A 23149-nucleotide genomic window follows, 5' to 3' on the forward strand; every position below is an offset into this window, starting at 1 on the left:
TTGGGCTAGAATCTGGGGCGTGCCGCGATCCGGCGCCCCTGTTCACCCAACCTACAAGCGAAACTACCGATGCGTTTTGTATTGCCACTCCTAGCGGCCGCCATCGCGGCCGGCGTCCAAGCAGCGCCCACACCGATCACCCTCGACCAGGCCATGGCCAACCCGGACTGGATCGGCAATCCCGTCGAATCGGCATGGTGGGGCTGGGACAGCAAACAGGTCTACTTCAAGCAAAAACGCAGCGGCTCCGCCGTCCGCGACATGTATCAGGTGAACGGCGCCGCCGTGAAACTGGTTGAAGAAAAACAGTTGGCCAATCTGGATAGCGCGGAGGTCATCTACAACCGTGAGCGCACGCGCGCCGTCTTGCAGCGCAACGGCGACCTGTTTGAACGCGACCTGAAAACCGGCGCGCTGACGCAGATCGTGCGCGGCACCACGCCGGCGTCCGACGCACAGTACGCCGCCGACGGCAACCACGTGCAGTTCCGCGTGGGCAGCGACTGGTTCAGCTGGAGCCGCGCCGAGCGACTGGTCTCGCCGGTGGTCCTGCTGCGCACCGCGAAAGACCCGGACGCCGCACCGGACGCCGACTTCCGCCGCGACATGCAGCTGCGCCTGATGTCGACGCTGGCCCGCCTCAAGCAGGAGAAGGATGAAACGCGCGACCAGCGCAACGCCGACCGCGCCGCCGACGCCACCCGCGCGCCGCTGCCGGTGTACCTCGGCGAGAAAGTCACCATCGAAACCAGCTCGCTGTCGCCGGACGGCCGCTACCTGCTGGTGGTCACCGCGGCCAAGGATGGCGACAAGCGCCGCGTCGGCAAGATGCCGAAGTACGTCACCGAATCGGGCTACGAGGAAACCGACGATGAGCGCAAGCGCGTGAGCGAGGCCGGCCCACTGCAGCATCAACTGAAACTGGTTGAAGTGGCGACGCGCAAGGTCACCGAGCTGTCGTTCGACGACCTGCCGGGCATCAAGGCCGATCCGCTGGCCGAGATGCGCGCCGCGCAGAAGCTCGATCCGCTGAAGGGCAATCGCGGCCTGCGTTTCGAGGCCCGCGAGGAATCGATCCGCTGGAGCGCCAACGGCGCGCGCGTGGCGGTGATGGCGCAGGCCATCGACAACAAGGACCGCTGGATCGCCGGCGTCGACCTGGCCGCCGGCAAATTGAAACCGCTGCACCGCCTGAGCGACGCGGCATGGGTCAACAATCGCGGCAACGACTTCGGCTGGCAGCCGGACAACAGCACGCTGTGGTACGAGTCGGAGGAAAGCGGCTATTCGCACCTCTACCTGCAGGCGGCCGACGGCAAGACGCGCGCGCTCACCTCGGGCAAGTGGGAGGAGTCGAACGTGACGTGGTCGGGCGACGGCCAGACCGCCTACTTCATGTGCAACCCCAAGCTGCCGGGCACCTATGAAGTCTGCTCCACCAGCACCAGGGACGGCGCGCTGAAGGAACTGACCGCGCTGGGCGGCGTCGAAAGCTTCACGCTGTCGCCGGACGGCCGCAAGCTGCTGGTGCGCTACTCCACCGCCTACATGCCAACCCAGATCGGCACCGTCAGCAGCGGCGGCGGCGCCGTCACCCAGCTGACCGACACCCGTACCGCCGAATTCAAGGCGCGCGAATGGATCCAGCCTGAAATCGTCGCCGTGCCGTCGACCCACGGCGCCGATCCGGTATGGGCCAAGCTGTATCGCCCGGCCACGCTGGAAGCCGGCAAAAAATATCCGATCGTGATGTTCGTGCACGGCGCCGGCTACCTGCAGAACGTGACCAGGCGCTACCCGGTCTACTTCCGCGAGCAGATGTTCCACAACCTGCTGGTGCAGAAGGGTTACATCGTGCTGGACATGGACTATCGCGCCTCGCTGGGCTATGGCCGCGACTGGCGCACCGCCATCTACCGCCAGATGGGCCATCCGGAGCTGGAAGACTACATCGATGGCCTGAACTGGATGGTGGCCAACCAGCAGGGCGACGCCAGGAACGTCGGCATCTACGGCGGCAGCTACGGCGGCTTCATGACCTTCATGGCGCTGCTGCGCGCGCCGGAGCAGTTCAAGGCCGGGGCGGCGCTGCGTCCCGTCACCGACTGGACCACCTACAACCACGAATACACCGCCAACATCCTGAACACGCCTGAACTGGACCCGCAAGCGTACAAGGTGTCGTCGCCGATAGAATACGCCGACAAGCTGCAAGGCCACCTGCTGATCGCGCACGGCATGATCGACGATAACGTGTTCTATCAGGACTCCGTGCGCATGGCCCAGCGCTTCATCGAACTGAAAAAGGACAACTGGGAACTGGCGTCGTATCCGCTGGAGCGCCACGGCTTCGTGCATCCGGAAGCGTGGTACGACGAATACCGCCGCATCTACCAGCTGTTTGAACGCACCCTGAAATAAGGAGCACCATGAAAAAGCTTGCCGCCTCGCTGATACTGGCGACCTTGTTCACCGCCGCCCACGCCGAGCCGAAACACCCGGCGTGGACGCGCAGCTCGAACGTGTATGAAGTCAACCTGCGCCAATACAGCAAGGACGGCACGCTGAACGCGTTCACGGCCGACCTGCCGCGCCTGAAGGCGCTGGGCGTGGACATCATCTGGCTGATGCCGATCCACCCGATCGGCCAGAAGAACCGCAAGGGAACGCTGGGCAGCTACTACGCGGTGCAGGACTACACCGCCGTCAATCCGGAGTTCGGCGGCGTCGACGACGTGCGCAAGCTGGTGAAGCAGGCGCACGCGCTGGGCATGCACGTGATCCTCGACTGGGTGGGCAACCACACGGCGTGGGATCATCCCTGGGCCACGCAGCATCCGGACTGGTACAAGAAGAACGACAAGGGCGAGATCGCCGCCGTCAGCTTCAAGAACGGCGCCGGCGAGACCGAGGAATGGGCCGACGTGATCGGCCTCGATTACGGCAACAAGGAACTGTGGCCGGCAATGACGTCGGCGATGGCGTTCTGGGTCAAGGACGTGGGCGTGGACGGCTTCCGCGCCGACGCGGCCAGCATGGTGCCGGTCGAATTCTGGAACCAGGCGCGCGCGCAGCTGGACAAGATCAAGCCGGTGTTCATGCTGGCCGAAGCCGACGACGCCGCGCTGCACGACAAGGCCTTCGACGCCAGCTATGACTGGTCGCTGAACGGCATCATGAAGAAGATCGGCAAGGGCCAGGCCGGCGCCGCCGAGTTGCGCGCGTACGTGAGCAATCCGGCCAAAGGGTTTGTGCGCGACAGCTATCGTTTGCAGTTCACCAGCAACCACGACATCAACTCGTGGGAAGGCACGGACAAGGAACTGTACGGCCCGGCGTGGGGCGCGATGGCGGTGCTGAGCTACACGCTGCCCGGCATCCCGCTGGTGTACAACGGCCAGGAAGCAAAGCTGGACAAGAAGCTGGCGTTCTTTGAAAAGGACGCGATCGAGTGGAACAACATCGACCTCGAATTGTTCTTCGCCGGCCTGAACGCGCTGAAGAAGCAGAATCCGGCGCTGTGGAACGGCGCGTCGGGCGCGCCGGCGCAGCTGCTGGACGTCGGCAACGAGAACCTGTTTGCCTTCAAGCGCCAGCAAGGCGCCAACAACGTGCGCGTGATCGTCAACACCACCGGCCAGCTGCAGAAGTACAAGCTGGCCGGCGACGAAGGCCAGGCGTTCCTCAAGCCATGGCGCTGGCGCATCGTGGTGCCTGAATGAACTCCGGGGTCAGGTCCTCCATTTCTACACGGCCTCAACAGCTGCGCTGTTGAGGCCGTGTAGAAATGGAGGACCTGACCCCGGAGTTTGTGCTAACATGTGAACACCTATTCATTTGTTAGCAATGATGAGCTGCCAACACGACTATTCCAACTGCGATCCGCAGATCGCCCAGCTGGCGGACCTGTTCCACCTGCTCGGCGACCCCACCCGCCTGCGCATCGTGCTGGCCTGCATGCCCCAGCCAATTGCCGTCGGCGAGATCGCCGCTACACTGGATTTGAGCGGCTCGCTGGTGAGCCACCACCTGCGCCTGCTGCGCGCGGCCCGCATCGTCAAGTCCGAGCGCCAGGGCAAGCAGGTTTTCTATTCCGCCGCCGACGCCCATATCAGCGGCGTACTCAACGATATGCTGGAACATATCGCCGAACCTTCCACCGGGACCGAAGCATGAGCAAGCACCACGATCACCACCACCATGATCACGATCATCACCACGGACATGATCACAGCCATGCCCACGGCCATCACCATCACGGCGATCCCAACACCATGGGCCGCGCGTTCGCCATCGCCATCGTGCTCAACACGGCCTTCGTGGCGATCGAGTTCTTCTATGGTTTCCTGGCCAACTCCACCGCCCTGATGGCCGACGCCGGCCACAACCTGTCCGACGTGCTGGGCCTGATGCTGGCCTGGGGCGCCGCCATCCTCGCCAGGCGCGCGCCCAACCAGCGCTACACCTACGGCCTGCGCAGCACCTCCATGCTGGCCGCCCTGTTCAACGCCATGCTGCTGATGGCCGCGTGCGGCGGCATCGCCTTCGAGGCGGTGCAGCAACTGCTGCATCCCGATCCGGTGGCCGGCCTGACGGTGTCGGTGGTGGCCGGCGTCGGCATCCTGGTCAATGGCTTCTCGGCCTGGCTGTTCATGGCCGGCAGCAAGGATGACATCAACATCCGCGGCGCCTACCTGCACATGGCCGCCGACGCCGCCATCTCGCTGGGCGTGCTGGTGGCCGGCGTGATCGTGCGCTACACGGCATGGAACTGGCTGGATCCGCTGGTCAGCATGATCATCGTGGCCTTCATCGTGGCCAGCACCTGGTCGCTGCTCAAGCAGTCGCTGCGCATGATGCTGGCTGCCGTGCCCGACAATGTGGACCGCGCCGAAATCGAGCAATTCCTGCGCAGCCGGCCGGGCGTGACCAAGGTGTGCGATCTGCACATCTGGGCCATGAGCACCACCGAGAACGCGCTCACGGCGCAGCTGGTCACGCCGGCCGGCTATCCGGGCGACAACGTGATGGACGCCATCAGCAAGGAGCTGCGCGAGGAATTCTCGATCAAGCACAGCACCCTGCAGGTGCGCACCGGCGCCAGCGAGCAGGAGTGCTGTTTAAACGAGGCGGCGCACGCCCACTAGTCGGCCAGGCTGGCGTACAGCGCGGTACTCAGGTAGCGCTCGCCATACGAGGGGATCACGGTCACGATGAGCTTGCCGGCGCTCTCCGGCCGCCGCGCCACCTGCAGCGCCGCCCACAGCGCGGCGCCGGACGAGATCCCCACCAGCAGCCCCTCCTCGCTGGCCGCCCGCCGCGCGGTCGCGAACGCGTCCTCGTTCGACACGCAAACGATCTCGTCGTAGATGTGGGTGTTCAACACGGCCGGCACGAAGCCGGCGCCGATGCCCTGGATCGGGTGCGCCCCCTTGGCGCCCCCGGACAGGATGGGCGACGCCTCCGGCTCCACCGCCACGCAGCGGAAATCCGGCTTGCGCGCCTTGATCACCTCGCCCACGCCGGTGATGGTGCCGCCGGTGCCGACGCCGGCCACCAGGATGTCGACCCGGCCGTCGGTGTCGCTCCAGATCTCCTCGGCGGTGGTGCGGCGGTGCACCTCGGGATTGGCGGGATTGTTGAATTGCTGCGGCATCAGGTAGCGCGGATCGGACGCGGCCAGCGCGTCGGCGCGGCGGATCGCGCCCAGCATGCCCTCGCCGCCCGGCGTCAGGATCAGCTCGGCGCCATAGGCGCGCAGCAGCATGCGCCGCTCGCGGCTCATGGTGTCGGGCATCACCAGCGTGCAGCGGTAGCCGCGCGCCGCGCACACCATGGCCAGCGCGATGCCGGTGTTGCCGCTGGTCGGTTCGAGGATGATGGTGTCGGGGCCGATCTGTCCGGCCGCCTCGGCCGCTTCGATCATGGCCAGGCCGATGCGGTCCTTCACGCTGTGGGCCGGGTTGTAGTACTCCAGTTTGACCAGGATCTGGGCGCTGCCGCCCCTGGTCAGCCGGTTCAGCCGCACCAGAGGGGTGTGGCCGATCAGCTCGGTAACGTCGTTGGCAACCTTCATGAGCAACCTCCGGGGTGGACGGAGGTTCCAGTCTACGCCTTTATTTGACGTCCACCAGCTCGACGTCGAAGATCAGCGCGGAATTCGGCGGAATGTTGCTGCCTGGCGAGGGACGCGAGCCGTAGGCGAGGTCGGATGGAATGATCAGCGTGCGCTTGCCGCCCACTTTCATGCCCTTGATGCCCTGATCCCAGCCCTTGATTACGCGGCCGGCGCCCAGCACGAAGTCGAGCGGCTCGCCGCGCGGAATGGAGGAGTCGAACAGCTTGCCGTGCATATTCTTGGCCAGCGGACGGTACAGCCAGCCCGAGTAGTGCATGAACACGGTGGCGCCCACGGTGGCTTCCTTGCCGGTGCCGATCTTGGTGTCGGTGATGATCAGCTGTTCGGCGGCCGGGCCGGGCGTGGCCGAGCCCACCACCACCGGCTCGGCCGGCGCGGGGGCGGCCTCAGGTTGCGGCGCTTGCGCGCGGGCGGCGGCGGCGGCGGCGGCCAACAGCATGGCGGCGAAAACGGAACTACGCTTCATGTGGTTTTCTTTCGATGAGTTCTGTGGACAGCTCGGAATGATAGCAAACTAGATGGCGTCCGGGGACGTTGTTGGCAATGCGCCATCGGCCAACTGGCGCAGCGCGTGGCCGGCGCACACCATGCCGAAGGTGGCGGTGACCACCATGGCCGAACCGAAACCGGCGCAATTCAGGCCGGTGACGCCGCCGCGGTCGTCGCCATCGACCGTGCACACCTCGCCGGTTTCCGGGAATTTCAGCGGCTCGGTGGAGAACACGGCGTCGATGTGGAACTTGGTCTTCTCGCCGCGCGGGAAACCGTACTGGGCGCGCATGATCTTGCGCACCTTCTTCAGCAGCGGTTCCTGTTCGGTCCTGGCCAGGTCGCGCACCGAGATTTGCGCGGCGTCGGTCTTGCCGCCGGCGCTGCCGATGGTGATCACCGGCAGATCGTGCCGGCGCGCCCAGGCCAGCATGGCGGCCTTGGCCTTGACGGAATCGGTGGCGTCGATCAGGTAATCGTACTTGCCGACGCCGATCATCTGTTCGATGTTGTCCGGATCGACGAATTCCTCGATCTGGTTGACCTTGCACAACGGATTGATCTGGGCGATGCGCTCGGCCAGCGCGGTGATCTTGGCCATGCCGACGGTGCTGCTCAGGGCCTGGATCTGGCGGTTGATGTTGGACTCGGCCACGTTGTCGAGGTCGATCAGCGTGAGCTGGCCGATGGCGCTGCGCGCCAGCGCCTCGACGATCCACGAGCCGACGCCGCCCACGCCCACCACGCAGATGTGGGCGGTGCGGAAACGCGCCAGCGCGTGCGCGCCATACAGGCGGGCGATGCCGCCGAAACGGCGTTCAAAGTCGACATCGTCGAAGTCAGGGGGAGAAATGCTGTTCATGCCGCCATTTTAACGGACTGCGGCCCACCCCACCGATTCGGGGTCAGCTCTGACATTCGGACAAATAAAAAACGTATTGATATTTCTCAAATACCGTGCGTCCGTGTCCGAATGTCAGAGCTGACCCCGAACTTGCTGGTGAGTTATTCTAAAATATCGTTGTTACCAGCCAGAGGCCCCACGCCATGAGCAATTCCTTGTACGACACCGCCCCCGACTTCAGCCAGCCGATCGCTGTGCTGAAGCATTGCCACGACCGCATCCGCAAGCAGCTGGCCACCCTGCAAAACCTGCTGGCCCACCTGCCCAAGCATGGCGCCGATACCGACGCTCAAAAGGCCGCGCAAGCGGTGCTGAAATACTTTAACAACGCCGCCCATCTGCACCACCAGGACGAGGAGCAGAACCTGCTGCCGATGCTGCAGGCCACCGCGCGCGACGCCGATGCGCTGCTGCTGGCGGAGTTGACGCCCGGCATTCTGGCCGGTCACGAGCAAATGGATAGAGACTGGTCTATAATCAAATCGCAACTTGAGCAGATTGCCAATGGCGCCGGTTCCGCCCTCTCGGCCAGCGATGTCGCCCGTTTCTGCGACACCTACGCGGCCCACATGGTGGTGGAGGAGTCGCATATCGCGCCGATGGCCAAGCGCCTGTTCAGCGCCGAGCAAATGGCGCAGCTGGGCAGCGCGATGCAGGTGCGGCGCGGGATCACCCCCGACCTGCCAATCAGCCAGGTGCCCGAACAACAAACCGCGCCGGTCAACAACACGGTGGCCGACGGCGTGGTGCTGGCCGACCTGCGTCTCGACTACGGCCGCGCCAGCCTGACGGAACACGATGTGCTGGACGATCCGATCGCCCAGTTTGGCAAATGGTTCGAGGAAGCCCTGCACGCCAAGGTCAACGAGCCCAACGCGATGAGCGTGGCGACGGTGGGCGCGGACGGCAAGCCGAGCTCGCGCATTGTCCTGATCAAGCAGTACGACCAGCGCGGCTTCACGTGGTATACCAATTATGAGAGCCAGAAAGGCCAGCAACTGCGCGCCAACCCGCATGCCGCGTTGCTATTCTTTTGGAGTGAACTTGAGCGCCAGGTGCGGATCGAAGGTAAGGTGGTGCGAACCGCCGCCGAGGAAAGCGACAAGTATTTTTACAGCCGGCCGGTGAAGAGCCAGATCGCCGCGATCGCCTCGCGGCAGAGCGCGCCCATCGCCAACCGGGAGCAGATGGAAGCCAATTACGAGGCGGCCGCCGCCGTCAGCGGCGAGCGTCCGCTGCGGCCGGCGCACTGGGGCGGTTACCGCCTCGAACCGGAGCGCATCGAGTTCTGGCAGGGCCGCCGCTCGCGCTTCCATGATCGGATTGTGTATGTCAAGCAGGCAGATGGCAACTGGATAAAGGAGCGATTGCAGCCGTAAGCATGGCGCCTCCTTTTTTTTAAGGAGGATATCTTGTTCGTACAGAATCAACTGAGCAACTGGATCGCCGGCATGCGCGAGCAGCTCACGCTGCCGCTGCGCATTGAGTTGTGGAACGGCCAGCACGTCGACCTGTCCAGCGAGGCGCCGCGCGTGACCATCAAGCTGCCCAATGTGAAGGCGGCGCGCTACCTGCTAACGCCGTCGCTGTCCAATCTGGGCGCCGCCTACGTCGAGGGCGCCATCGAGGTCCGCGGCAAGGCGCGCGACATGATCGCCGTGGTCAACGCGCTGGCCCGCACCTCGCTCAAGGCCGAGGGCAAGTTCGCGCGGCTGGCGCGCACCTTCCATCACAGCAAGCAGAAGGACGCCGAGGCGATCCGCTATCACTACGACGTCTCCAACGAGTTCTACCAGCAGTTCCTCGATCCCGACATGGTGTATTCCTGCGCCTACTTTGAGAACGGCGACGAGGACCTGGCCAGCGCGCAACTCAAGAAGATCGACCACATCCTGCGCAAGATCGAGCTGCGCCCCAACCAGACCCTGCTCGACATCGGCTGCGGCTGGGGCGCGCTGGTGATCCGCGCGGCCCGGCGCTACAACGCGCGCTGCGTCGGCGTCACGCTGTCGGAGAACCAGTACGCGCTCGCCAGGCAGCGCGTGCGCGAGGCCGGGCTGGAGCATCTGGTCGAGATCCGCCTGCAGGATTACCGCGACGTGCGCGGCCAGTTCGACCGCATCACCAGCGTCGGCATGTTCGAGCACGTGGGCCTGCGCCATTTGCCCGAGTATTTCTCCGCCATCCACAGCCTGCTGGCGCCCGACGGCGTGGTGATGAACCACGGCATCACCACCACCGATCCGGACAACGGCGAAACGCCCTACGGCGGCGGCGAGTTCATTGAAAAATATGTGTTCCCGCACGGCGAGCTGGCCCATATCGGCCACGTGCTGCGCGCCATGCAGCAGGGCGCGCTGGAGGTCAGCGACGTGGAAAATCTGCGCCGCCACTACGCCCGCACCTGCGCCATCTGGACCGACAATTTCGAAGCGCATGGCGACCAGGTGCGCGCGCTGGGCGGGGATAAGCGCTACCGCATCTGGCATGTGTACCTGGCCGGCTGCGCCTATGCGTTCGAGCAGGATTGGATCAGCCTGTACCAGATCGTCGGCCGCAAGGCGGGCCAGCGCTCGGCCGCGCTGCCGTGGTCACGCAAGCATATGTATCCGGCCGCTACCTGATGCGGCTGGCGTAGGTCTTGCGGAATTTCTCCAGCTTGGGCGCCACCACGAAGGCGCAGTAGCCTTGCAGCGGGTGCTGGCGGAAGTAGTCCTGATGGTAGTCCTCGGCCTTGTAGAACGTCTGGGCAGGGGCCAGCTCCGTCACGATCGGCGCGTCCCACACATGCGCCATCTCGGCGATCACCTGGCGCGCCATGGCTTCCTGCTGGGGCGACTGGTAATAGATCACCGAGCGGTACTGGGTGCCGACGTCATTGCCTTGCCGGTTGAGGGTGGTCGGGTCGTGGATGGTGAAGAAGATTTCCAGCAGGTCGCGGTAGCTGATCACCGCCGGGTCGAATTCCAGCCTGACCACCTCGGCGTGGCCGGTGTCGCCGGCGCACACCTGCTCGTAGGTCGGATGCTCGACATGGCCGCCGGTGTAACCGGATTCGACCGACGTGACGCCCTTCACCTCCATGTACACCGCCTCGGTGCACCAGAAGCAGCCGCCGCCCAGTATCGCCGTTTCCGTCATGATCCGCTCCTTCTCCACCATGCCGCAACTGTAACGCAAACGTGGCCAATTCGCTACGGCCGCGCAAACTTTGGCATAATGACAGACCATGAACACCACTTCACCACGCGCCGACGAGCGCAGCTTCGACACCGCCCACTTCCGCCAGGCGCTGGGCCAGTTCGCCACCGGCGTGACCATCATCACCACCCGGCTGGCCGACGGCAGCTTCCGTGGCCTGACGGCCAGTTCCTTCAACTCGGTGTCGCTGGACCCGCCGCTGGTGTTGTGGAGCCTGGCCAACGGCGCCAACAGCATGCCCATCTTTACCGGCAATTCGCACTACGTGATCAATGTGCTCAACGCCGAACAGGCCCATCTGGCCAAGCGTTTCGCCACCCGGGGCATCGATCCGTGGGAAGGCGTGGAATACGAGCTGTCGCGCACCGGCCAGCCGGTCATCAAGGGCGCGTCGGCGTGGTTCGAGTGTCATAACCGCAGCCGCTATCCCGAGGGCGACCACGTGATTTTTGTTGGCGAAGTGGAATTCTGCGAGTTTTCGCCCTCGCCGCCGCTGATTTTCCATGGCGGCCAGTTCGCCGGCCTGGGCTAAAAACGGAAATTGGTGTCGCTCTTTGAAAAGCCGGCACCGGGGCGGCGGCATAGAATGCTGGCAGCATTCATCATCATAATGAGAGACTATCATGAGCCAAGCCCGCGCCCACTTCCACTGGGATGATCCCCTGCTGCTGGACCAGCAACTGACCGACGACGAGCGCATGGTGCGCGACGCCGCCGCCGCCTACTGCCAGGACAAGCTGCAGCCGCGCATCCTGGAAGCCTTCCGCCACGAGCAGATGGACACCTCCATCTTCCGCGAGATGGGCGAGCTGGGCCTGCTGGGCCCGACCATCCCCGAGCAATACGGCGGCCCCGGCCTGAACTACGTGGCCTACGGCCTGATCGCGCGCGAGGTCGAGCGCGTCGATTCCGGCTACCGCTCGATGATGAGCGTGCAATCGTCGCTGGTGATGGTGCCGATTTACGAGTTCGGCACCGAGGCGCAAAAACAGAAATACCTGCCCAAGCTGGCCACCGGCGAGTGGATCGGCTGCTTCGGCCTGACCGAGCCCAACCACGGTTCCGATCCCGGCTCGATGATCACCCGCGCCAAAAAGGTGGCCGGCGGCTACGCGCTGACCGGCGCCAAGATGTGGATCACCAATTCGCCGGTGGCCGATGTGTTCGTCGTGTGGGCCAAGGACGATGAGGGCGCGATCCGCGGCTTCGTGCTGGAGAAGGGCATGGCCGGCCTGAGCGCGCCGGCCATCCACGGCAAGTTCGGCCTGCGCGCCTCGATCACCGGCGAAATCGTCATGGACAATGTGTTTGTGCCGGAGGAGAACGCCTTCCCGGACGTGCGCGGCCTGAAGGGCCCGTTCACCTGCCTGAACTCGGCGCGCTACGGCATCGCCTGGGGCGCGCTGGGCGCGGCCGAGTCGTGCTGGCACACCGCGCGCCAGTACGTGATGGACCGCGTGCAGTTCGGCCGGCCGCTGGCCGCCAACCAGCTGATCCAGAAGAAGCTGGCCGACATGCAGACCGAGATCACGCTGGGCCTGCAGGGCTGCCTGCGCCTGGGCCGCATGAAGGACGAGGGCACGGCGGCGGTGGAAATCACCTCGATGATGAAGCGCAACTCGTGCGGCAAGTCGCTGGACGTGGCGCGCATGGCGCGCGACATGCTGGGCGGGAACGGCATTTCGGACGAGTTCGGGATCATCCGCCACATGGTGAACCTGGAGGTCGTGAACACCTACGAGGGCACGCACGACATCCACGCGCTGATCCTGGGCCGCGCCCAGACCGGCATCCAGGCGTTCCAGTAAGCGCCTACAGCAGGGCGACGGCCTTGGGGTAGGACAGCCCGGCGGGCATGCCGCCGAGCTTGAACACCGACACCATCTGCGACAGCCTGGTGGCCTGCTGCTTCATCGCCTCGGAGGCGGCGGCCGATTCCTCCACCAGCGCCGCGTTCTGCTGCGTCACCTGATCCATCTCCGTCACCGCCTGGTTGATCTGCTCGATGCCGGCCGACTGTTCCCGGCTGGCGTTGGTGATGTCCTGCATCATGTCGGTCACCTGGCGGATGCTGTCCACCACCTCGCGCATGGTGCTGCCGGCCTGCTCGACCAGCTGGCTGCCGGCGTCCACCTTCTGCACCGAGTTGTCGATTAACACCTTGATTTCCTTGGCCGCCGCCGCGCTGCGCTGCGCCAGCGTGCGCACCTCCGACGCCACCACCGCGAAGCCGCGCCCCTGCTCGCCGGCGCGCGCCGCCTCCACCGCCGCGTTCAAGGCCAGGATGTTGGTCTGGAACGCGATGCCGTCGATCACGCCGATGATGTCGGCGATCTGGCGGGCCGAATCGTTGATCGAGCCCATCGTGCCCACCACCTGCGACACCACCGCGCCGCCCTTGACCGCCACCTCGGCGGCCGCCAGCGCCAGCTGATTGGCCTGGCGCGCGTTGTCGGCGTTCTGCCTCACCGTCGCGGTCAGCTGTTCCATCGACGAGGCGGTCTCCTCCAGCGAGCTGGCCTGCTCCTCGGTGCGCGAGGACAGGTCGGCCGCGCCGAAGGCGATCTGCTGCGACGCCGAGGCGATCATGTCGGTGCCGCCGCGCACCTCGCCCACCATCACCACCAGGCCGGTGTTCATGTCCTTCAGCGCCTGCAGCAATTGGCCGGTCTCGTCCCGGCTGGTGACCTCGATGTTGCTGGTCAGGTCGCCGGCGGCCACGGTCTGCGCCACCTTCACCGCCGCGCCCACCGGACGCACGATGGAGCGCGTGATCAGCCAGGCGATGAGCGCCCCCAGCACCACCGCCGCCAGGGTGAACAGGCCCATCTGCAGGCGCGTGCGCTGGTAGATCGCCCGCGCCTCGGCCACCGACTTGGCGGTGTTCTCGTTCTGGAACTGGGTCAGCGCGTCGAGCGCCGCGTACCACTGGTCCTGCGCCGGACGCACCTGGCCCATCAACACGCTGGTCGCCTCGGCGTCGCTGTCGGCCTGGGCCAGGGCGATCGCCTTGTCCATCAGCACCGCCGCCTCGGCGCGCCGCGCCTCGATGTTGGCCAGCAGTTCCTTGCCTTTCGCGCGCGTCACCAGCCCGGTCAGCTGCTGATAGCTCTTCTCGTAGCGGGCGCGCTGTTCGGCGATACGTTTGACCTCGGGCGCGCGCTGGACGTCGTCGGAAAACAGGATCACATTGCGCACCGCGACGGAATTCGTCTGGATCGCATCCCCCATGTCGGTGAGCAGCGCGATCTTCACCATGTTGGCGTTCACGATCTCCTCAAACTGATCCTCGACCTTCGCCATGCTCGACAAGCCGACCAGCGCCAGCGCCAACATCAGGGTTAGCACCACGGCGAACCCCAGCCCGAGGCGGCCTCCAATTTTAATGTTCTTCATTTCATCCCAGTATTTTATTAACAACAATCGATGCTCAAAGATAACGCTAACCGAGCGCTGAATTAATTCATATCAGCATCTCCTGATGTGCTTGTAGGGAAATCCCTCGCCACCTCTGGCGGCGCGCAAAAAAAAACCCCGCCTTCGAAAAGGCGGGGTTGCTGGACTGCGACGCGGCCGCCCTGGCGGGCGGCGCCGGCGGCGGTCAGAAGCCCTTGAAGTTGTAGCCCACGCTGACGTTGACCGCCAGCGGATCGAGGCGCACGTCCTGCACCTGGCCGGTCGAGTAATGCGCCTTGGTCTTCAGCCTGGTCTTGATGACCGAGGCGTCCAGGAACCATTTCTCGTTGATCTTCACCGTGCCGCCGATCTGGAAGCTGGCGGCCACCTTGTCATCCAGCTTGAAGGTCGCGCCCGGGCCGCCGGTGTTCAGCACCGCGGTCAGCTGCCCCGAACCGCGCTCCTTCTGGAACATGGCGTAGGTGATGCCCAGGCCGACGTAAGGACGCACCATCGCGTCCGGCTTCAGGAAGCGGTACTGGATGAAGGCGGTCGGCGGCAGCACTTCGGCGGTGGCCAGCTTGCCGGTGCCGTTGATGGAGCCGGCGCCGTACAGGTCGTGCTTGTACGGCAGGCCCAGGTCCAGCTCGGCCGAGATGTTATCGGTCAGCATGTAGGCGATGGTGAAGCGCGGCTTGGTGTCCGAGCCCACGTCGGTCTTGGTGTTCGGCAGCGCCGGCGCCGACACGTTGCCCGAGTCCACTTTCGGGGTGATTTTGTTGACGCCCAGCGTACCGATCCAGGTGCCGGCGCCTTGTTGTGCCGAGGCGGCCGAGGCCACCGTCATCGCGGCGGCCAGCGCCAGCAGTTTTACCGTGTTTTTCATAGTGTCTCCGAATAGTGATGTGTGATTACAGCCAGCCCTTGGTCACCAGCGCCATCGACACGTAACGCGCCAGCAGCAGGTTGTTGTACGGGGTTGGGTGCACATCGTCGGCGAACGACCAGTGGCTGACATCGCCCGACTTCAGGTTGCCGCCGTTGCAGGTCAGCGAGCTGCCCAACGGGTTCTTGGCCAGGCTGAGGTCGCAGGCCGGTTCGGAAACATTGGTCAGGCCATACGGGCCGGGATTGGTGGCCTGGTCGTGGCTCACGGCGAACACGTCCACCAGCAGCACCTTCGCCTCGCCGCTCAAGCCATTGCTCAGCGCGGTGTTGAACGCGGCCACCATGGCGTTGATCAGGGCCTGGGTGGCGGCATCCCTGGCGCGACCGGCCGGGGTGGTGGCCACGTCCGGCAGGTTATTCACCACCACGAAGTTGGCGCCGTTGGCGATCAACTGGTTTTTCACCAGCGCCACCAGCTCGGTGCCGGCTTGCGCCATCGCGGTGACCAGTTCCGGGCCGTGGGCAGCGGCGTAGTCCGCGCCCGCCTTGTTGCCGGCGGCGGTGGCGTCGGCGGTGGCCTTGGTCACCATCGGACCGTAGACGGCGGGCGAGGCGACCGCCGAGTTACCCGGCTGCACGGCCGCCGCGCCGATCGCGGCCTGGGTGATGGTGGTCTGGGTCGCGCCCGGCTGGGCGGCGGCCGTTTGCGCGGCGGCGCCGATGGCCTGGGCGGCGGTCAGCGGGCTGGTGGCGCCGGCGGCCAGCTGGCTCACCAGGCTGCTGACATAGGCGGTGTTGCCCGCCGCCGTGCCGGCGGCGGTGGCGGCGCTGCTCAGCGCGCCCAGCTGGAACAGCGCGTCGTTGCCGCCGGCCATGACCAGCACCAGCTCGTCGCCCTTGAATTTGCCGCCGACGGCCTTCAGGTGGTTGGCGATCTGGGTGGCGACCGGGTAGGTCAGCGCGCCCAGCGCGCTGCCGGTCAGCTTGTTGTTGGGGCCGACCGGATTGGTCACGCGCGAGCCGCCCATGGCGTAGCCGTAGCAGCCGGCGTTGGCTTTGGCCGGCACCGAGAAGCCTTTGCTGGCGTCGCCATCGAGGCCGGTCACGGCGGCGCACGGCGCGGCCACGCCGATCTGGGCGGCCAGCAGCTCGGTCCAGTTCTTGCCGGTGAACGTGGGGTTGATCGCGGTGTTGTCGCCGTTGATGGTGAACTTGCCGCCCTTCAGCGCGGCAACGGTACCCACGGCGTACGAGCCGACGTCGGACAGGCTGTCGCCGAACGACACCTGCGCGCTGTACTTGACTTTGACGGATTGGTTGCCCGGCGCCGGATCGGTGCCGCCGCAACCCGCAAGGACGGCCAGGGCCATTGCAGCAAGTGCAAATTTGGTGTGACGCATATTGTCTCCTCTAGATATTTTGTAACTTCCGATACGAACGGCCGTGCTATTCGCAACCCAACTAATATGCCAGCCAGAACCGCTTCTGTATAGAGGAACACCACTAAAATCCGGGGTTTGTGAGCAAAAAAGAACGCTTGCTCGGCGACTGTTAATCCAGATCAAATCATGACTCACCGCGATGGTGCAGAATCGAAAAAGGCGCGCGCCTCGCGCAGGCAGAAAGGCGCCACCAACCCGGCGTGGTAGGCGTCCTTGACGGCCTGGTCGGCGGCGGCCGGGGTGGCGCCCTGGTCCAGCGCCGCCCGCCGCACCAGCGCCTTGGCGGCGGCGAAACCGGCGCGGGTGCTCAGGTAGGGACCGGTGAGCGCCGTGTCGTCGACGTTCAGCACGCTCAACTGCAGGCTGGCGGTGTTTTGCGCGCGGAAGTAGGCGGCGGTGGCGGTCGTGTTGGCATACGGCACCAGCGGATCGGCGTCGCCGCCGCACAGGAACAGCGGCACGGTGGGCGCGTACGTGCGCAAGTCATTCTTCAGCAACCACTTGCGCAGCGATTGCGCCGGCGCGCAACTGAGCGGCGCGGTATTGCCGCCGTTGCAGGGATTGGCCTTCAGGTCCGCCAGATAGCTGTCGCGGTAGCTGGTCTTGATCAGGTGGTCCGGGCCGAAGAAACCACCATAGCCGGGCGCCTGCGGCAGCGAGTCCGAGGCGAACAGCACATCGTTCGGCAACTTGCCGGCCGCCACCAGGTCGCCCAGGCTTTGCGTGCCCGGCAGCAGGGTGTCGATGCCGCTGGCGTATTTGGACTCATAAATATCGCCGGTGCTGTTGTACAGCGCGGCGCCGGCGCGCTGGCCGGCATTGATCAGCATCGGAATGAACGCGGCCGAACCGGTGGTCGGCGCGCCGTTGAAGATGCTGTCGCCAAACAAGGTCAGCGCGTACGGGCCGGACAGCGGCGCCGCCGCCGTCACCGCGAACTCGCTCGGGTATTTGGTCTGCATGGCGCGCTGGGTGGCCAGCGCCACGAAGCCGCCCTGCGAGTAGCCGGTCACCATCAGCCGGGCCGAGGCGCTGGCGTTGATGCTGCCGAACACGCTGCGGGCGGCGCGCAAGGCGTCGATCATGTCGGCCGACTGCTGCTCGGCGTCCAGGTAGGGATGGTAGCCGGCGGTGGAGCCGGCATAGCCGACGTAGTTGGGCGCCACCACGATGTAGCCTTGCGCCGCGAACATGGCGGCGATCAGGCGCGGTTCGTTGGAGGACAGGTTGGCCATGTTGGTGCTCTTCTGCACCGAGGTGCCGTGCGCATACAGCATCACCGGACGGCCGCCCTGGCAGGCGGTGTTGGCGCCGGAGGGCACATAGATGGCGGCGCCGGCCTGGGTGTCGGCGGCCAGGGAATCGATGGTGTGGTACTTGAGCGCGTAGACCGTGATGGCGCAGGTGGGCGTGCCGGTGACGGTGCTGCCGAAATCGGTCTGGGCATCCACCAGCGCCTTCAGCGCGGCCGGCTCCACCGTGCTGACCGACACCCCGGGGCTGATCGTGACCGGCGCCACCGTGGCGCTGCCGATCACCTGCCCGCGCAGCGACACCGGCGGTGCGGGCGGCGTCACCGACACCCCGCCGGTCTGGCTGCCGGCGCTGCCGCCGCCACCGCAGGAAGCCAATAACATCGCCAGGGGAATCAGTGCCAATCGTGCGTTACGCATAGCGAATCCTTGCAAGATGGCCGGGCGAGTTTTTCGGCCGGCAACAAAAACATCTTAGCAGGTAAGCAATGCGCACACGACACCCCGCAGGGCAAGAATGTCAGCTTATTTTTGCAGCAGCGCCTCGATCACACCGGCCGAGCCAAACACCGAGCGGCGCAGGCGGTCGTTGACGCCCAGCCAGTCGCTGTCCTGCGGCGGCGTTTCGACCAGGATCAGGTCGGAGCCGGTCTGGTCCATGTCACGCAGGGCGGCGTACAGGCCATACGCGTAGCCCGCCGGGTCGGCCGGCAGCTTGCGCTGGGCCGACACCAGCGACGGCAGGGCATGGCTGATCAGCGCCACCTTGATGCCCTTGGCCTGCAGATTGCCCAGCGCCGTGCGCAGCGCATCGGCGGCCAGCATGGTCACCGGCGTGCGCGGCGCGTAGTGCGATTCCAGCGTGCCGGAGGCGCGCGGCGCGGCCTGGTCGGGCGCGGCCGGCAGCATGCCGATCACGTCGGCGATCTGCTGCGCCGTGATGTGGCCCGGGCGCAGCAGCACCGGGCCGTGCGTGGCCAGGCGCGACATGTCGACGATGGTGGATTCGATGCCGACTTGGCTGGGGCCGCCTTCCAGCACCACGCTGAGCGCGGAGGCCGAGCAGGCGGCGTCGCCGTTGAGGGCGCCGTCGTCGTGGGCGTCGAGGCCGAACTCATCGCGCACGTGCTGCGCGGTGGTCGGGCTGACGTTGCCGAACTTGTTGGCCGATGGCGCGGCCACGCCGCCCTTGCCGCCCTTGAAGGCGCTCAGCAAGGCGATCGCCACCGGGTGCGACGGGCAGCGAATGCCAACCGAATCCTGGCCGGCCGAGACGGCGTCCGGAATGCGCGGGTTGCGCTTGAGGATCAAGGTCAGCGGGCCGGGCCAGAACGCCTGCGCCAGCTGGCGCGCCTCGTCCGGCACCTCGGTGGTCCAGTAATCCAGATCGGCGCCGGGCGCCACGTGCACGATCACCGGGTGGTCGTGCGGACGGCCCTTGGCTTCGTAGATGCGCGCCACGGCGGCCGGATTTTCCGCGTCCGCGCCAAGGCCGTAGACGGTCTCGGTCGGGAAGGCGACCAGGCCGCCCTCTTCCAGCACGGCCGCCGCGTTGGCGATGGCCGCCTGGTCGGCAACGGTGGCAGCGGGCTGCTTCACGGCGCGATCCCGAGGATGGCGCAGGCGGCGTTGAGCTGCTGCTGCGCCTGCTCCAGCGTCGGCGCGATGAAGGTCAGGTGACCCATCTTGCGGGCGCGGCGAGGATCATCCTTGCCGTACAGGTGCAGGTTGGCGCCCGGCAGCGCGAGGATTTCATCCCACGCCGGTTCGCGCGGCTCGTTGCTGTCGCCCTCGAACCACACATCGCCCAGGATGTTCAGCATGACGGCCGGCGAATGCTGGCGCACATCGCCCAGCGGCAGGCGCGCCATGGCGCGCACCTGCTGCGCGAACTGGCTGGTGACGCAGGCGTCGATGGTGTAGTGGCCGCTGTTGTGCGGACGCGGCGCCATTTCGTTGACCACCAGCGAACCGTCGGTCAGCACGAAGAATTCGATGCACAGCACGCCGACGTAGCCCAGTTCAGCCACGATGGCTTGCGCCGCCTTCTGCGCCTTCAGCGCGCTCTCGTCCGAGACGTTCGGGCCGGGCACGGTGGTGGTGAACAGGATGCCGTCGCGGTGAACGTTCTCGGCGATCGGGTAGACCACCGATTCGCCGTCGTGGCCGCGCGCGGTCAGCACGGACACTTCATACGCCAGCGGCAACATCTTCTCCAGCAGGCAGGTGACCTTGCCCATGGATTCAAACGCGGCCTGCACGTCGGCGCGCGATTTCACGCGTACCTGGCCCTTGCCGTCGTAGCCCATGCGCACGGTCTTCAGGATGCCTGGCAGCAGGTTGTCATCGATGGCGTCGATGTCCGCCTGCGAGGCGATCACCTTGTGCGGGGCCGGCATCACGCCCGATTTGGGCGCGCAGCTGACAAAGAAGCTCTTTTCCGCGATGCGATCCTGCGCCACCGATACGCCATGCGCGTTGGGCGCCACGAACACCGATTGCGCCAGGCGCGACAGGCTGTCGGCCGGGACGTTTTCAAACTCGGTGGTGACGGCGGCGCATTGCGCGGCCAGCGCGTCGAGGCCGGCGGCATCGCTGTAGCCGGCGTTGACCAGACGTTGCGCGACCTGGCCGGCCGGGCAATCTTCCGACGGCTCCAGCACGGCGACCTGATAGCCCATGGCTTGCGCGGCCTGGGCAAACATGCGGCCCAGCTGGCCGCCGCCCATCACGCCCAGCCAGGCTGGCGGATTGGCTTGCGGCAGGATGGGTTTCAACTTCGTATCACTCATTGTTCACAGCGGCAGGGTCATGGCCTTGGCGGCCTCGGTTTGCGAAACGCGGAAGGCCTCCAGCTTTTCGGCCAGCGCGTCGTCGGTCGATGCGATCATGGCCACGGCGGTCAGCGCCGCATTGGCGGCGCCCGCTTCACCGATGGCGAAGGTCGACACCGGCACGCCCTTCGGCATTTGCAGGATGGACAGCATGGAATCCTCGCCGCGCAGGTACTTGGACGGCACCGGCACGCCCAGCACCGGCACGATGGTCATGGCGGCCACCATGCCCGGCAAGTGCGCCGCACCGCCGGCGCCGGCGATGATGGCGCGCAGGCCGCGCGCGCGCGCGCTCTTGGCGTAGGCGTACATCTCGTCCGGCATACGGTGCGCCGAGATCACCTGCGCTTCAAACGGCACGCCAAATTGCTTGAGGATGTTGACCGCGTTCTGCATCACGTCCCAGTCCGAGGACGAGCCCATGATGACGCCCACCAGTGGTTTGTTCTGATCGCTCATCGCTCAGGCCTTCAGCTTTTCGCCGGTCAGGCGTTCGATGGCTTCGAAGTACTTGGCCTGGGTTTTGTTGATGACGTCAGCAGGCAATGCTGGTGCCGGGGCGGTCTTGCCCCAATCCAGCGTTTCCAGGTAGTCGCGCACGAACTGCTTGTCGAACGATGGCGGCGAAATGCCGGTGGCGTAGGAATCGGCCGGCCAGAAGCGCGAGGAGTCGGCGGTCAGCACTTCATCCATCAGGTGCATGACGCCGTTTTCGTCCAGGCCGAATTCGAACTTGGTGTCGGCGATGATGATGCCGCGGGTGGCGGCGTATTCCGAGGCCTCGGTGTACAGCTTGATGGCGACGTCGCGCATCTTGGCGGCCAGTTCGGCGCCGATGCGTTTTTCCATTTCCTCAAAGCTGATGTTTTCGTCGTGCTCGCCCAGGTCTGCCTTGGCGGCCGGGGTGAAGATCGGCTGCGGCAGCTTCTCGGCCTGCTTCAGGCCTGCCGGCAGCTTGATGCCGCAGACCGAGCCGGTGTCCTGGTAGTCTTTCCAGCCCGAGCCGATGATGTAGCCGCGCACCACCGCCTCCACCATGATCGGCTTCAGGCGCTTGGCCACCACGGCGCGGCCCTTGACCTGATCCACCTCGTCGGCGGCCACCACCGATTCCGGCGCCACGCCGGTCAGGTGGCTGGGGACGATGTGGCCCAGCTTCGAGAACCAGAAATCGGTCATCTGGTTCAGCACCATGCCCTTGCCGGGAATCGGTTCATTCATGACAACATCGAAAGCCGACAGGCGGTCGGTGGTGACGATCAGGATCTTGTCGTCGCCGACAGCGTAGTTGTCGCGGACTTTGCCGTGGCCGAGGAGTGGCAGGGACTTGATGGAGGACTGGTAGAGGCTGTTCATAGCAAGGAATGTAATGAAAAAGCAAAAACCGGCAAAAGAGGAAGTCCTCGATCGCCGGTTGAAAGAGGTTAATCCAAAGGGACTAACCCGTTATTTTACTTCACAATCTGGGCCAGCTCGCCGGCCTTGTAGCGTTCCGCCATTTTTTCCAGCGGAATTGGCTTGATTTTCGACGCCTGGCCTTCGCAGCCGAAGGCCTGGAAGCGGGCGCGCACCACTTCTTCCGCCGCGACGCGGGCTGGCTTGAGGAAGTCGCGCGGGTCGAACTTCGACGGGTTCTGGAACATGAACTTGCGCACGGCGGCGGTCATGGCCAGGCGGATATCGGTGTCGATATTGATCTTGCGCACGCCGTGACGGATGCCTTCCTGGATCTCTTCCACCGGCACGCCGTAGGTTTCCTTCATGTCGCCGCCGAATTCGCGGATGATGGCCAGCAGTTCCTGCGGCACCGACGACGAGCCGTGCATCACCAGGTGGGTGTTCGGGATGCGGGCGTGAATTTCCTTGATGCGGTCGATGGCCAGGATGTCGCCGGTCGGCTTGCGGGTGAACTTGTAGGCACCGTGCGAGGTGCCGATGGCGATGGCCAACGCGTCGCACTGGGTCTTCTGCACGAAGTCGGCGGCTTGCGCGACGTCGGTCAGCAGTTGTTCGCGGGTCATGGTGCCGTCGGCGCCGTGGCCGTCTTCCTTGTCGCCCTTCATGGTTTCCAGCGAACCGAGCACGCCCAGTTCCGCTTCCACGGTCACGCCGATGGCGTGCGAGAACTTCACCACTTCGCGCGACACTTCCACGTTGTACTCGTAGGAGGCGACCGACTTGCCGTCGGCTTCCAGCGAGCCGTCCATCATCACCGAGCTGAAGCCCGAGCGGATGGCGGCCATGCAGACCGCCGGCGACTGGCCGTGGTCCTGGTGCATGACGACCGGGATGTGCGGGTAGGCTTCGATGGCGGCGTCGATCAGGTGACGCAGGAAGGCCTCACCGGCGTATTTGCGGGCGCCGGCCGAGGCTTGCATGATGACCGGCGCGTTCAGCGCGTCGGCGGCGGCCATGATGGCCTGCACTTGTTCCAGGTTGTTGACGTTGAACGCAGGGATGCCGTAGCCGTTTTCAGCGGCGTGGTCCAGCAGTTGACGCATGGATACGAGGGACATGGTAATACTCCAATAACAATAAAAAAACCTGTCGCGTCGTCGCCCCGGCACACGCCGGGGCCCATACGTCAGCTGCCCTTCAGGCGC

General features: G+C 65.5%; 21 protein-coding genes. 8 read left to right on the forward strand and 13 right to left on the reverse strand.

Translation table 11 applies throughout. From position 1 onward, the window contains the following. Positions 1 to 69: 69 nt before the first annotated feature. The 4 genes from FHW83_RS19170 (at position 70) to FHW83_RS19185 (ending at position 5147) form a co-directional block, all read left to right on the forward strand. Entirely contained in the window at positions 70 to 2421 is a 2352-nt protein-coding gene (locus tag FHW83_RS19170; RefSeq protein WP_176647950.1) for a S9 family peptidase, read from the forward strand. An 8-nt stretch (positions 2422 to 2429) separates the two neighbouring features. Further along, positions 2430 to 3722, forward strand: coding sequence for an alpha-amylase family glycosyl hydrolase (locus FHW83_RS19175; RefSeq protein ID WP_176647951.1), 1293 nt, complete (start codon positions 2430 to 2432; stop codon positions 3720 to 3722). Positions 3723 to 3849: 127 nt separating this feature from the next. Further along, positions 3850 to 4176, forward strand: a complete 327-nt coding sequence (locus FHW83_RS19180; RefSeq protein WP_176648136.1) for a helix-turn-helix transcriptional regulator — start codon at positions 3850 to 3852, stop codon at positions 4174 to 4176. Next, positions 4173 to 5147, forward strand: a complete 975-nt coding sequence (locus FHW83_RS19185) for a cation diffusion facilitator family transporter (protein WP_176647952.1) — start codon at positions 4173 to 4175, stop codon at positions 5145 to 5147. Before FHW83_RS19180 ends, FHW83_RS19185 begins: the two co-directional genes overlap by 4 nt. Here the strand turns inward: FHW83_RS19185 and cysK are convergent. The 3 genes from cysK to FHW83_RS19200 are packed head-to-tail and all read right to left on the reverse strand — an operon-like array spanning position 5144 to position 7490. Continuing rightward, positions 5144 to 6076 carry a cysteine synthase A gene (cysK, locus tag FHW83_RS19190; protein WP_176647953.1) on the reverse strand — a complete coding sequence of 311 codons (933 nt, stop codon included), beginning with the start codon at positions 6074 to 6076 and terminating at the stop codon, positions 5144 to 5146. The genes FHW83_RS19185 and cysK overlap by 4 nt on opposite strands. A 40-nt stretch (positions 6077 to 6116) precedes the next feature. Continuing rightward, entirely contained in the window at positions 6117 to 6605 is a 489-nt protein-coding gene (locus tag FHW83_RS19195; protein ID WP_229224264.1) for an FKBP-type peptidyl-prolyl cis-trans isomerase, read from the reverse strand. A 48-nt stretch (positions 6606 to 6653) separates the two neighbouring features. Next, positions 6654 to 7490, reverse strand: a complete 837-nt coding sequence (locus tag FHW83_RS19200) for a ThiF family adenylyltransferase (RefSeq protein ID WP_176647954.1) — start codon at positions 7488 to 7490, stop codon at positions 6654 to 6656. A 185-nt stretch (positions 7491 to 7675) separates the two neighbouring features. Between FHW83_RS19200 and pdxH the strand changes: the two genes are divergently transcribed. Both pdxH and FHW83_RS19210 read left to right on the forward strand, forming a co-directional pair. After that, the gene (pdxH, locus tag FHW83_RS19205) at positions 7676 to 8911 is read left to right on the forward strand and encodes a pyridoxamine 5'-phosphate oxidase (protein WP_176647955.1); all 1236 of its coding nucleotides are present in this window, start codon (positions 7676 to 7678) and stop codon (positions 8909 to 8911) included. Positions 8912 to 8944: 33 nt separating this feature from the next. After that, on the forward strand, positions 8945 to 10156 hold the full coding sequence (locus FHW83_RS19210) for a cyclopropane-fatty-acyl-phospholipid synthase family protein (protein WP_176647956.1): 1212 nt from the start codon (positions 8945 to 8947) through the stop codon (positions 10154 to 10156). On the opposite strand, the gene msrA is transcribed toward FHW83_RS19210, so the two are convergent. Then, a complete protein-coding gene (gene msrA, locus FHW83_RS19215; RefSeq protein ID WP_229224265.1) occupies positions 10149 to 10673 on the reverse strand; it encodes a peptide-methionine (S)-S-oxide reductase MsrA in 525 nt (174 codons plus the stop codon). The genes FHW83_RS19210 and msrA overlap by 8 nt on opposite strands. 88 nt (positions 10674 to 10761) lie before the next feature. Here msrA and FHW83_RS19220 point away from each other — a divergent pair, with 88 nt between their 5' ends. Further along, the gene (locus FHW83_RS19220) at positions 10762 to 11265 is read left to right on the forward strand and encodes a flavin reductase family protein (RefSeq protein ID WP_176647957.1); all 504 of its coding nucleotides are present in this window, start codon (positions 10762 to 10764) and stop codon (positions 11263 to 11265) included. A 91-nt stretch (positions 11266 to 11356) separates the two neighbouring features. After that, entirely contained in the window at positions 11357 to 12541 is a 1185-nt protein-coding gene (locus tag FHW83_RS19225; protein WP_176647958.1) for an acyl-CoA dehydrogenase, read from the forward strand. Positions 12542 to 12545: 4 nt separating this feature from the next. On the opposite strand, the gene FHW83_RS19230 is transcribed toward FHW83_RS19225, so the two are convergent. From FHW83_RS19230 to fba, 9 genes are all read right to left on the reverse strand, one after another. After that, positions 12546 to 14129 (reverse strand): methyl-accepting chemotaxis protein, encoded by a 1584-nt coding sequence (locus tag FHW83_RS19230; RefSeq protein ID WP_176647959.1) that lies wholly within the window; start codon positions 14127 to 14129, stop codon positions 12546 to 12548. Positions 14130 to 14334: 205 nt separating this feature from the next. Then, entirely contained in the window at positions 14335 to 15015 is a 681-nt protein-coding gene (locus FHW83_RS19235; protein WP_176647960.1) for an OmpW family protein, read from the reverse strand. 25 nt (positions 15016 to 15040) lie between these two features. After that, positions 15041 to 16417 carry an SGNH/GDSL hydrolase family protein gene (locus tag FHW83_RS19240; protein WP_176647961.1) on the reverse strand — a complete coding sequence of 459 codons (1377 nt, stop codon included), beginning with the start codon at positions 16415 to 16417 and terminating at the stop codon, positions 15041 to 15043. Between the two features lie 173 nt (positions 16418 to 16590). Beyond that, entirely contained in the window at positions 16591 to 18132 is a 1542-nt protein-coding gene (locus FHW83_RS19245) for a lipase family protein (RefSeq protein WP_176647962.1), read from the reverse strand. Positions 18133 to 18237: 105 nt separating this feature from the next. After that, the gene (locus FHW83_RS19250) at positions 18238 to 19311 is read right to left on the reverse strand and encodes an L-threonylcarbamoyladenylate synthase (protein WP_176647963.1); all 1074 of its coding nucleotides are present in this window, start codon (positions 19309 to 19311) and stop codon (positions 18238 to 18240) included. Next, a complete protein-coding gene (locus tag FHW83_RS19255) occupies positions 19308 to 20504 on the reverse strand; it encodes a 5-(carboxyamino)imidazole ribonucleotide synthase (protein ID WP_176647964.1) in 1197 nt (398 codons plus the stop codon). Before FHW83_RS19255 ends, FHW83_RS19250 begins: the two co-directional genes overlap by 4 nt. Before the next feature lie 3 nt (positions 20505 to 20507). Further along, complete coding sequence (gene purE / locus FHW83_RS19260; protein ID WP_176647965.1) at positions 20508 to 21005, reverse strand: 5-(carboxyamino)imidazole ribonucleotide mutase; 498 nt, start codon at positions 21003 to 21005, stop codon at positions 20508 to 20510. Positions 21006 to 21008: 3 nt separating this feature from the next. Then, positions 21009 to 21902 carry a phosphoribosylaminoimidazolesuccinocarboxamide synthase gene (locus FHW83_RS19265; RefSeq protein WP_176647966.1) on the reverse strand — a complete coding sequence of 298 codons (894 nt, stop codon included), beginning with the start codon at positions 21900 to 21902 and terminating at the stop codon, positions 21009 to 21011. Between the two features lie 95 nt (positions 21903 to 21997). After that, entirely contained in the window at positions 21998 to 23062 is a 1065-nt protein-coding gene (gene fba / locus FHW83_RS19270) for a class II fructose-bisphosphate aldolase (RefSeq protein ID WP_176647967.1), read from the reverse strand. Positions 23063 to 23149: the final 87 nt, after the last annotated feature.

This window comes from Duganella sp. SG902 (assembly GCF_013376005.1).
Classification (GTDB): Bacteria; Pseudomonadota; Gammaproteobacteria; order Burkholderiales; family Burkholderiaceae_D; genus Rugamonas.

What these genes read in the sequence shown, in the direction of transcription:
- FHW83_RS19230 (WP_176647959.1), bottom strand. Translation starts at nt 14,129, where the DNA reads ATGAAGAACATTAAAATTGGAGGCCGCCTCGGGCTGGGGTTCGCCGTG.
- FHW83_RS19200 (WP_176647954.1), bottom strand. Translation starts at nt 7,490, where the DNA reads ATGAACAGCATTTCTCCCCCTGACTTCGACGATGTCGACTTTGAACGC.
- FHW83_RS19225 (WP_176647958.1), top strand. Translation starts at nt 11,357, where the DNA reads ATGAGCCAAGCCCGCGCCCACTTCCACTGGGATGATCCCCTGCTGCTG.
- FHW83_RS19195 (WP_229224264.1), bottom strand. Translation starts at nt 6,605, where the DNA reads ATGAAGCGTAGTTCCGTTTTCGCCGCCATGCTGTTGGCCGCCGCCGCC.
- FHW83_RS19180 (WP_176648136.1), top strand. Translation starts at nt 3,850, where the DNA reads ATGAGCTGCCAACACGACTATTCCAACTGCGATCCGCAGATCGCCCAG.
- cysK (WP_176647953.1), bottom strand. Translation starts at nt 6,076, where the DNA reads ATGAAGGTTGCCAACGACGTTACCGAGCTGATCGGCCACACCCCTCTG.
- FHW83_RS19265 (WP_176647966.1), bottom strand. Translation starts at nt 21,902, where the DNA reads ATGAACAGCCTCTACCAGTCCTCCATCAAGTCCCTGCCACTCCTCGGC.
- msrA (WP_229224265.1), bottom strand. Translation starts at nt 10,673, where the DNA reads ATGACGGAAACGGCGATACTGGGCGGCGGCTGCTTCTGGTGCACCGAG.
- FHW83_RS19245 (WP_176647962.1), bottom strand. Translation starts at nt 18,132, where the DNA reads ATGCGTAACGCACGATTGGCACTGATTCCCCTGGCGATGTTATTGGCT.
- FHW83_RS19240 (WP_176647961.1), bottom strand. Translation starts at nt 16,417, where the DNA reads ATGCGTCACACCAAATTTGCACTTGCTGCAATGGCCCTGGCCGTCCTT.
- FHW83_RS19235 (WP_176647960.1), bottom strand. Translation starts at nt 15,015, where the DNA reads ATGAAAAACACGGTAAAACTGCTGGCGCTGGCCGCCGCGATGACGGTG.
- FHW83_RS19220 (WP_176647957.1), top strand. Translation starts at nt 10,762, where the DNA reads ATGAACACCACTTCACCACGCGCCGACGAGCGCAGCTTCGACACCGCC.
- purE (WP_176647965.1), bottom strand. Translation starts at nt 21,005, where the DNA reads ATGAGCGATCAGAACAAACCACTGGTGGGCGTCATCATGGGCTCGTCC.
- fba (WP_176647967.1), bottom strand. Translation starts at nt 23,062, where the DNA reads ATGTCCCTCGTATCCATGCGTCAACTGCTGGACCACGCCGCTGAAAAC.
- FHW83_RS19185 (WP_176647952.1), top strand. Translation starts at nt 4,173, where the DNA reads ATGAGCAAGCACCACGATCACCACCACCATGATCACGATCATCACCAC.
- FHW83_RS19255 (WP_176647964.1), bottom strand. Translation starts at nt 20,504, where the DNA reads ATGAGTGATACGAAGTTGAAACCCATCCTGCCGCAAGCCAATCCGCCA.
- FHW83_RS19175 (WP_176647951.1), top strand. Translation starts at nt 2,430, where the DNA reads ATGAAAAAGCTTGCCGCCTCGCTGATACTGGCGACCTTGTTCACCGCC.
- FHW83_RS19170 (WP_176647950.1), top strand. Translation starts at nt 70, where the DNA reads ATGCGTTTTGTATTGCCACTCCTAGCGGCCGCCATCGCGGCCGGCGTC.
- pdxH (WP_176647955.1), top strand. Translation starts at nt 7,676, where the DNA reads ATGAGCAATTCCTTGTACGACACCGCCCCCGACTTCAGCCAGCCGATC.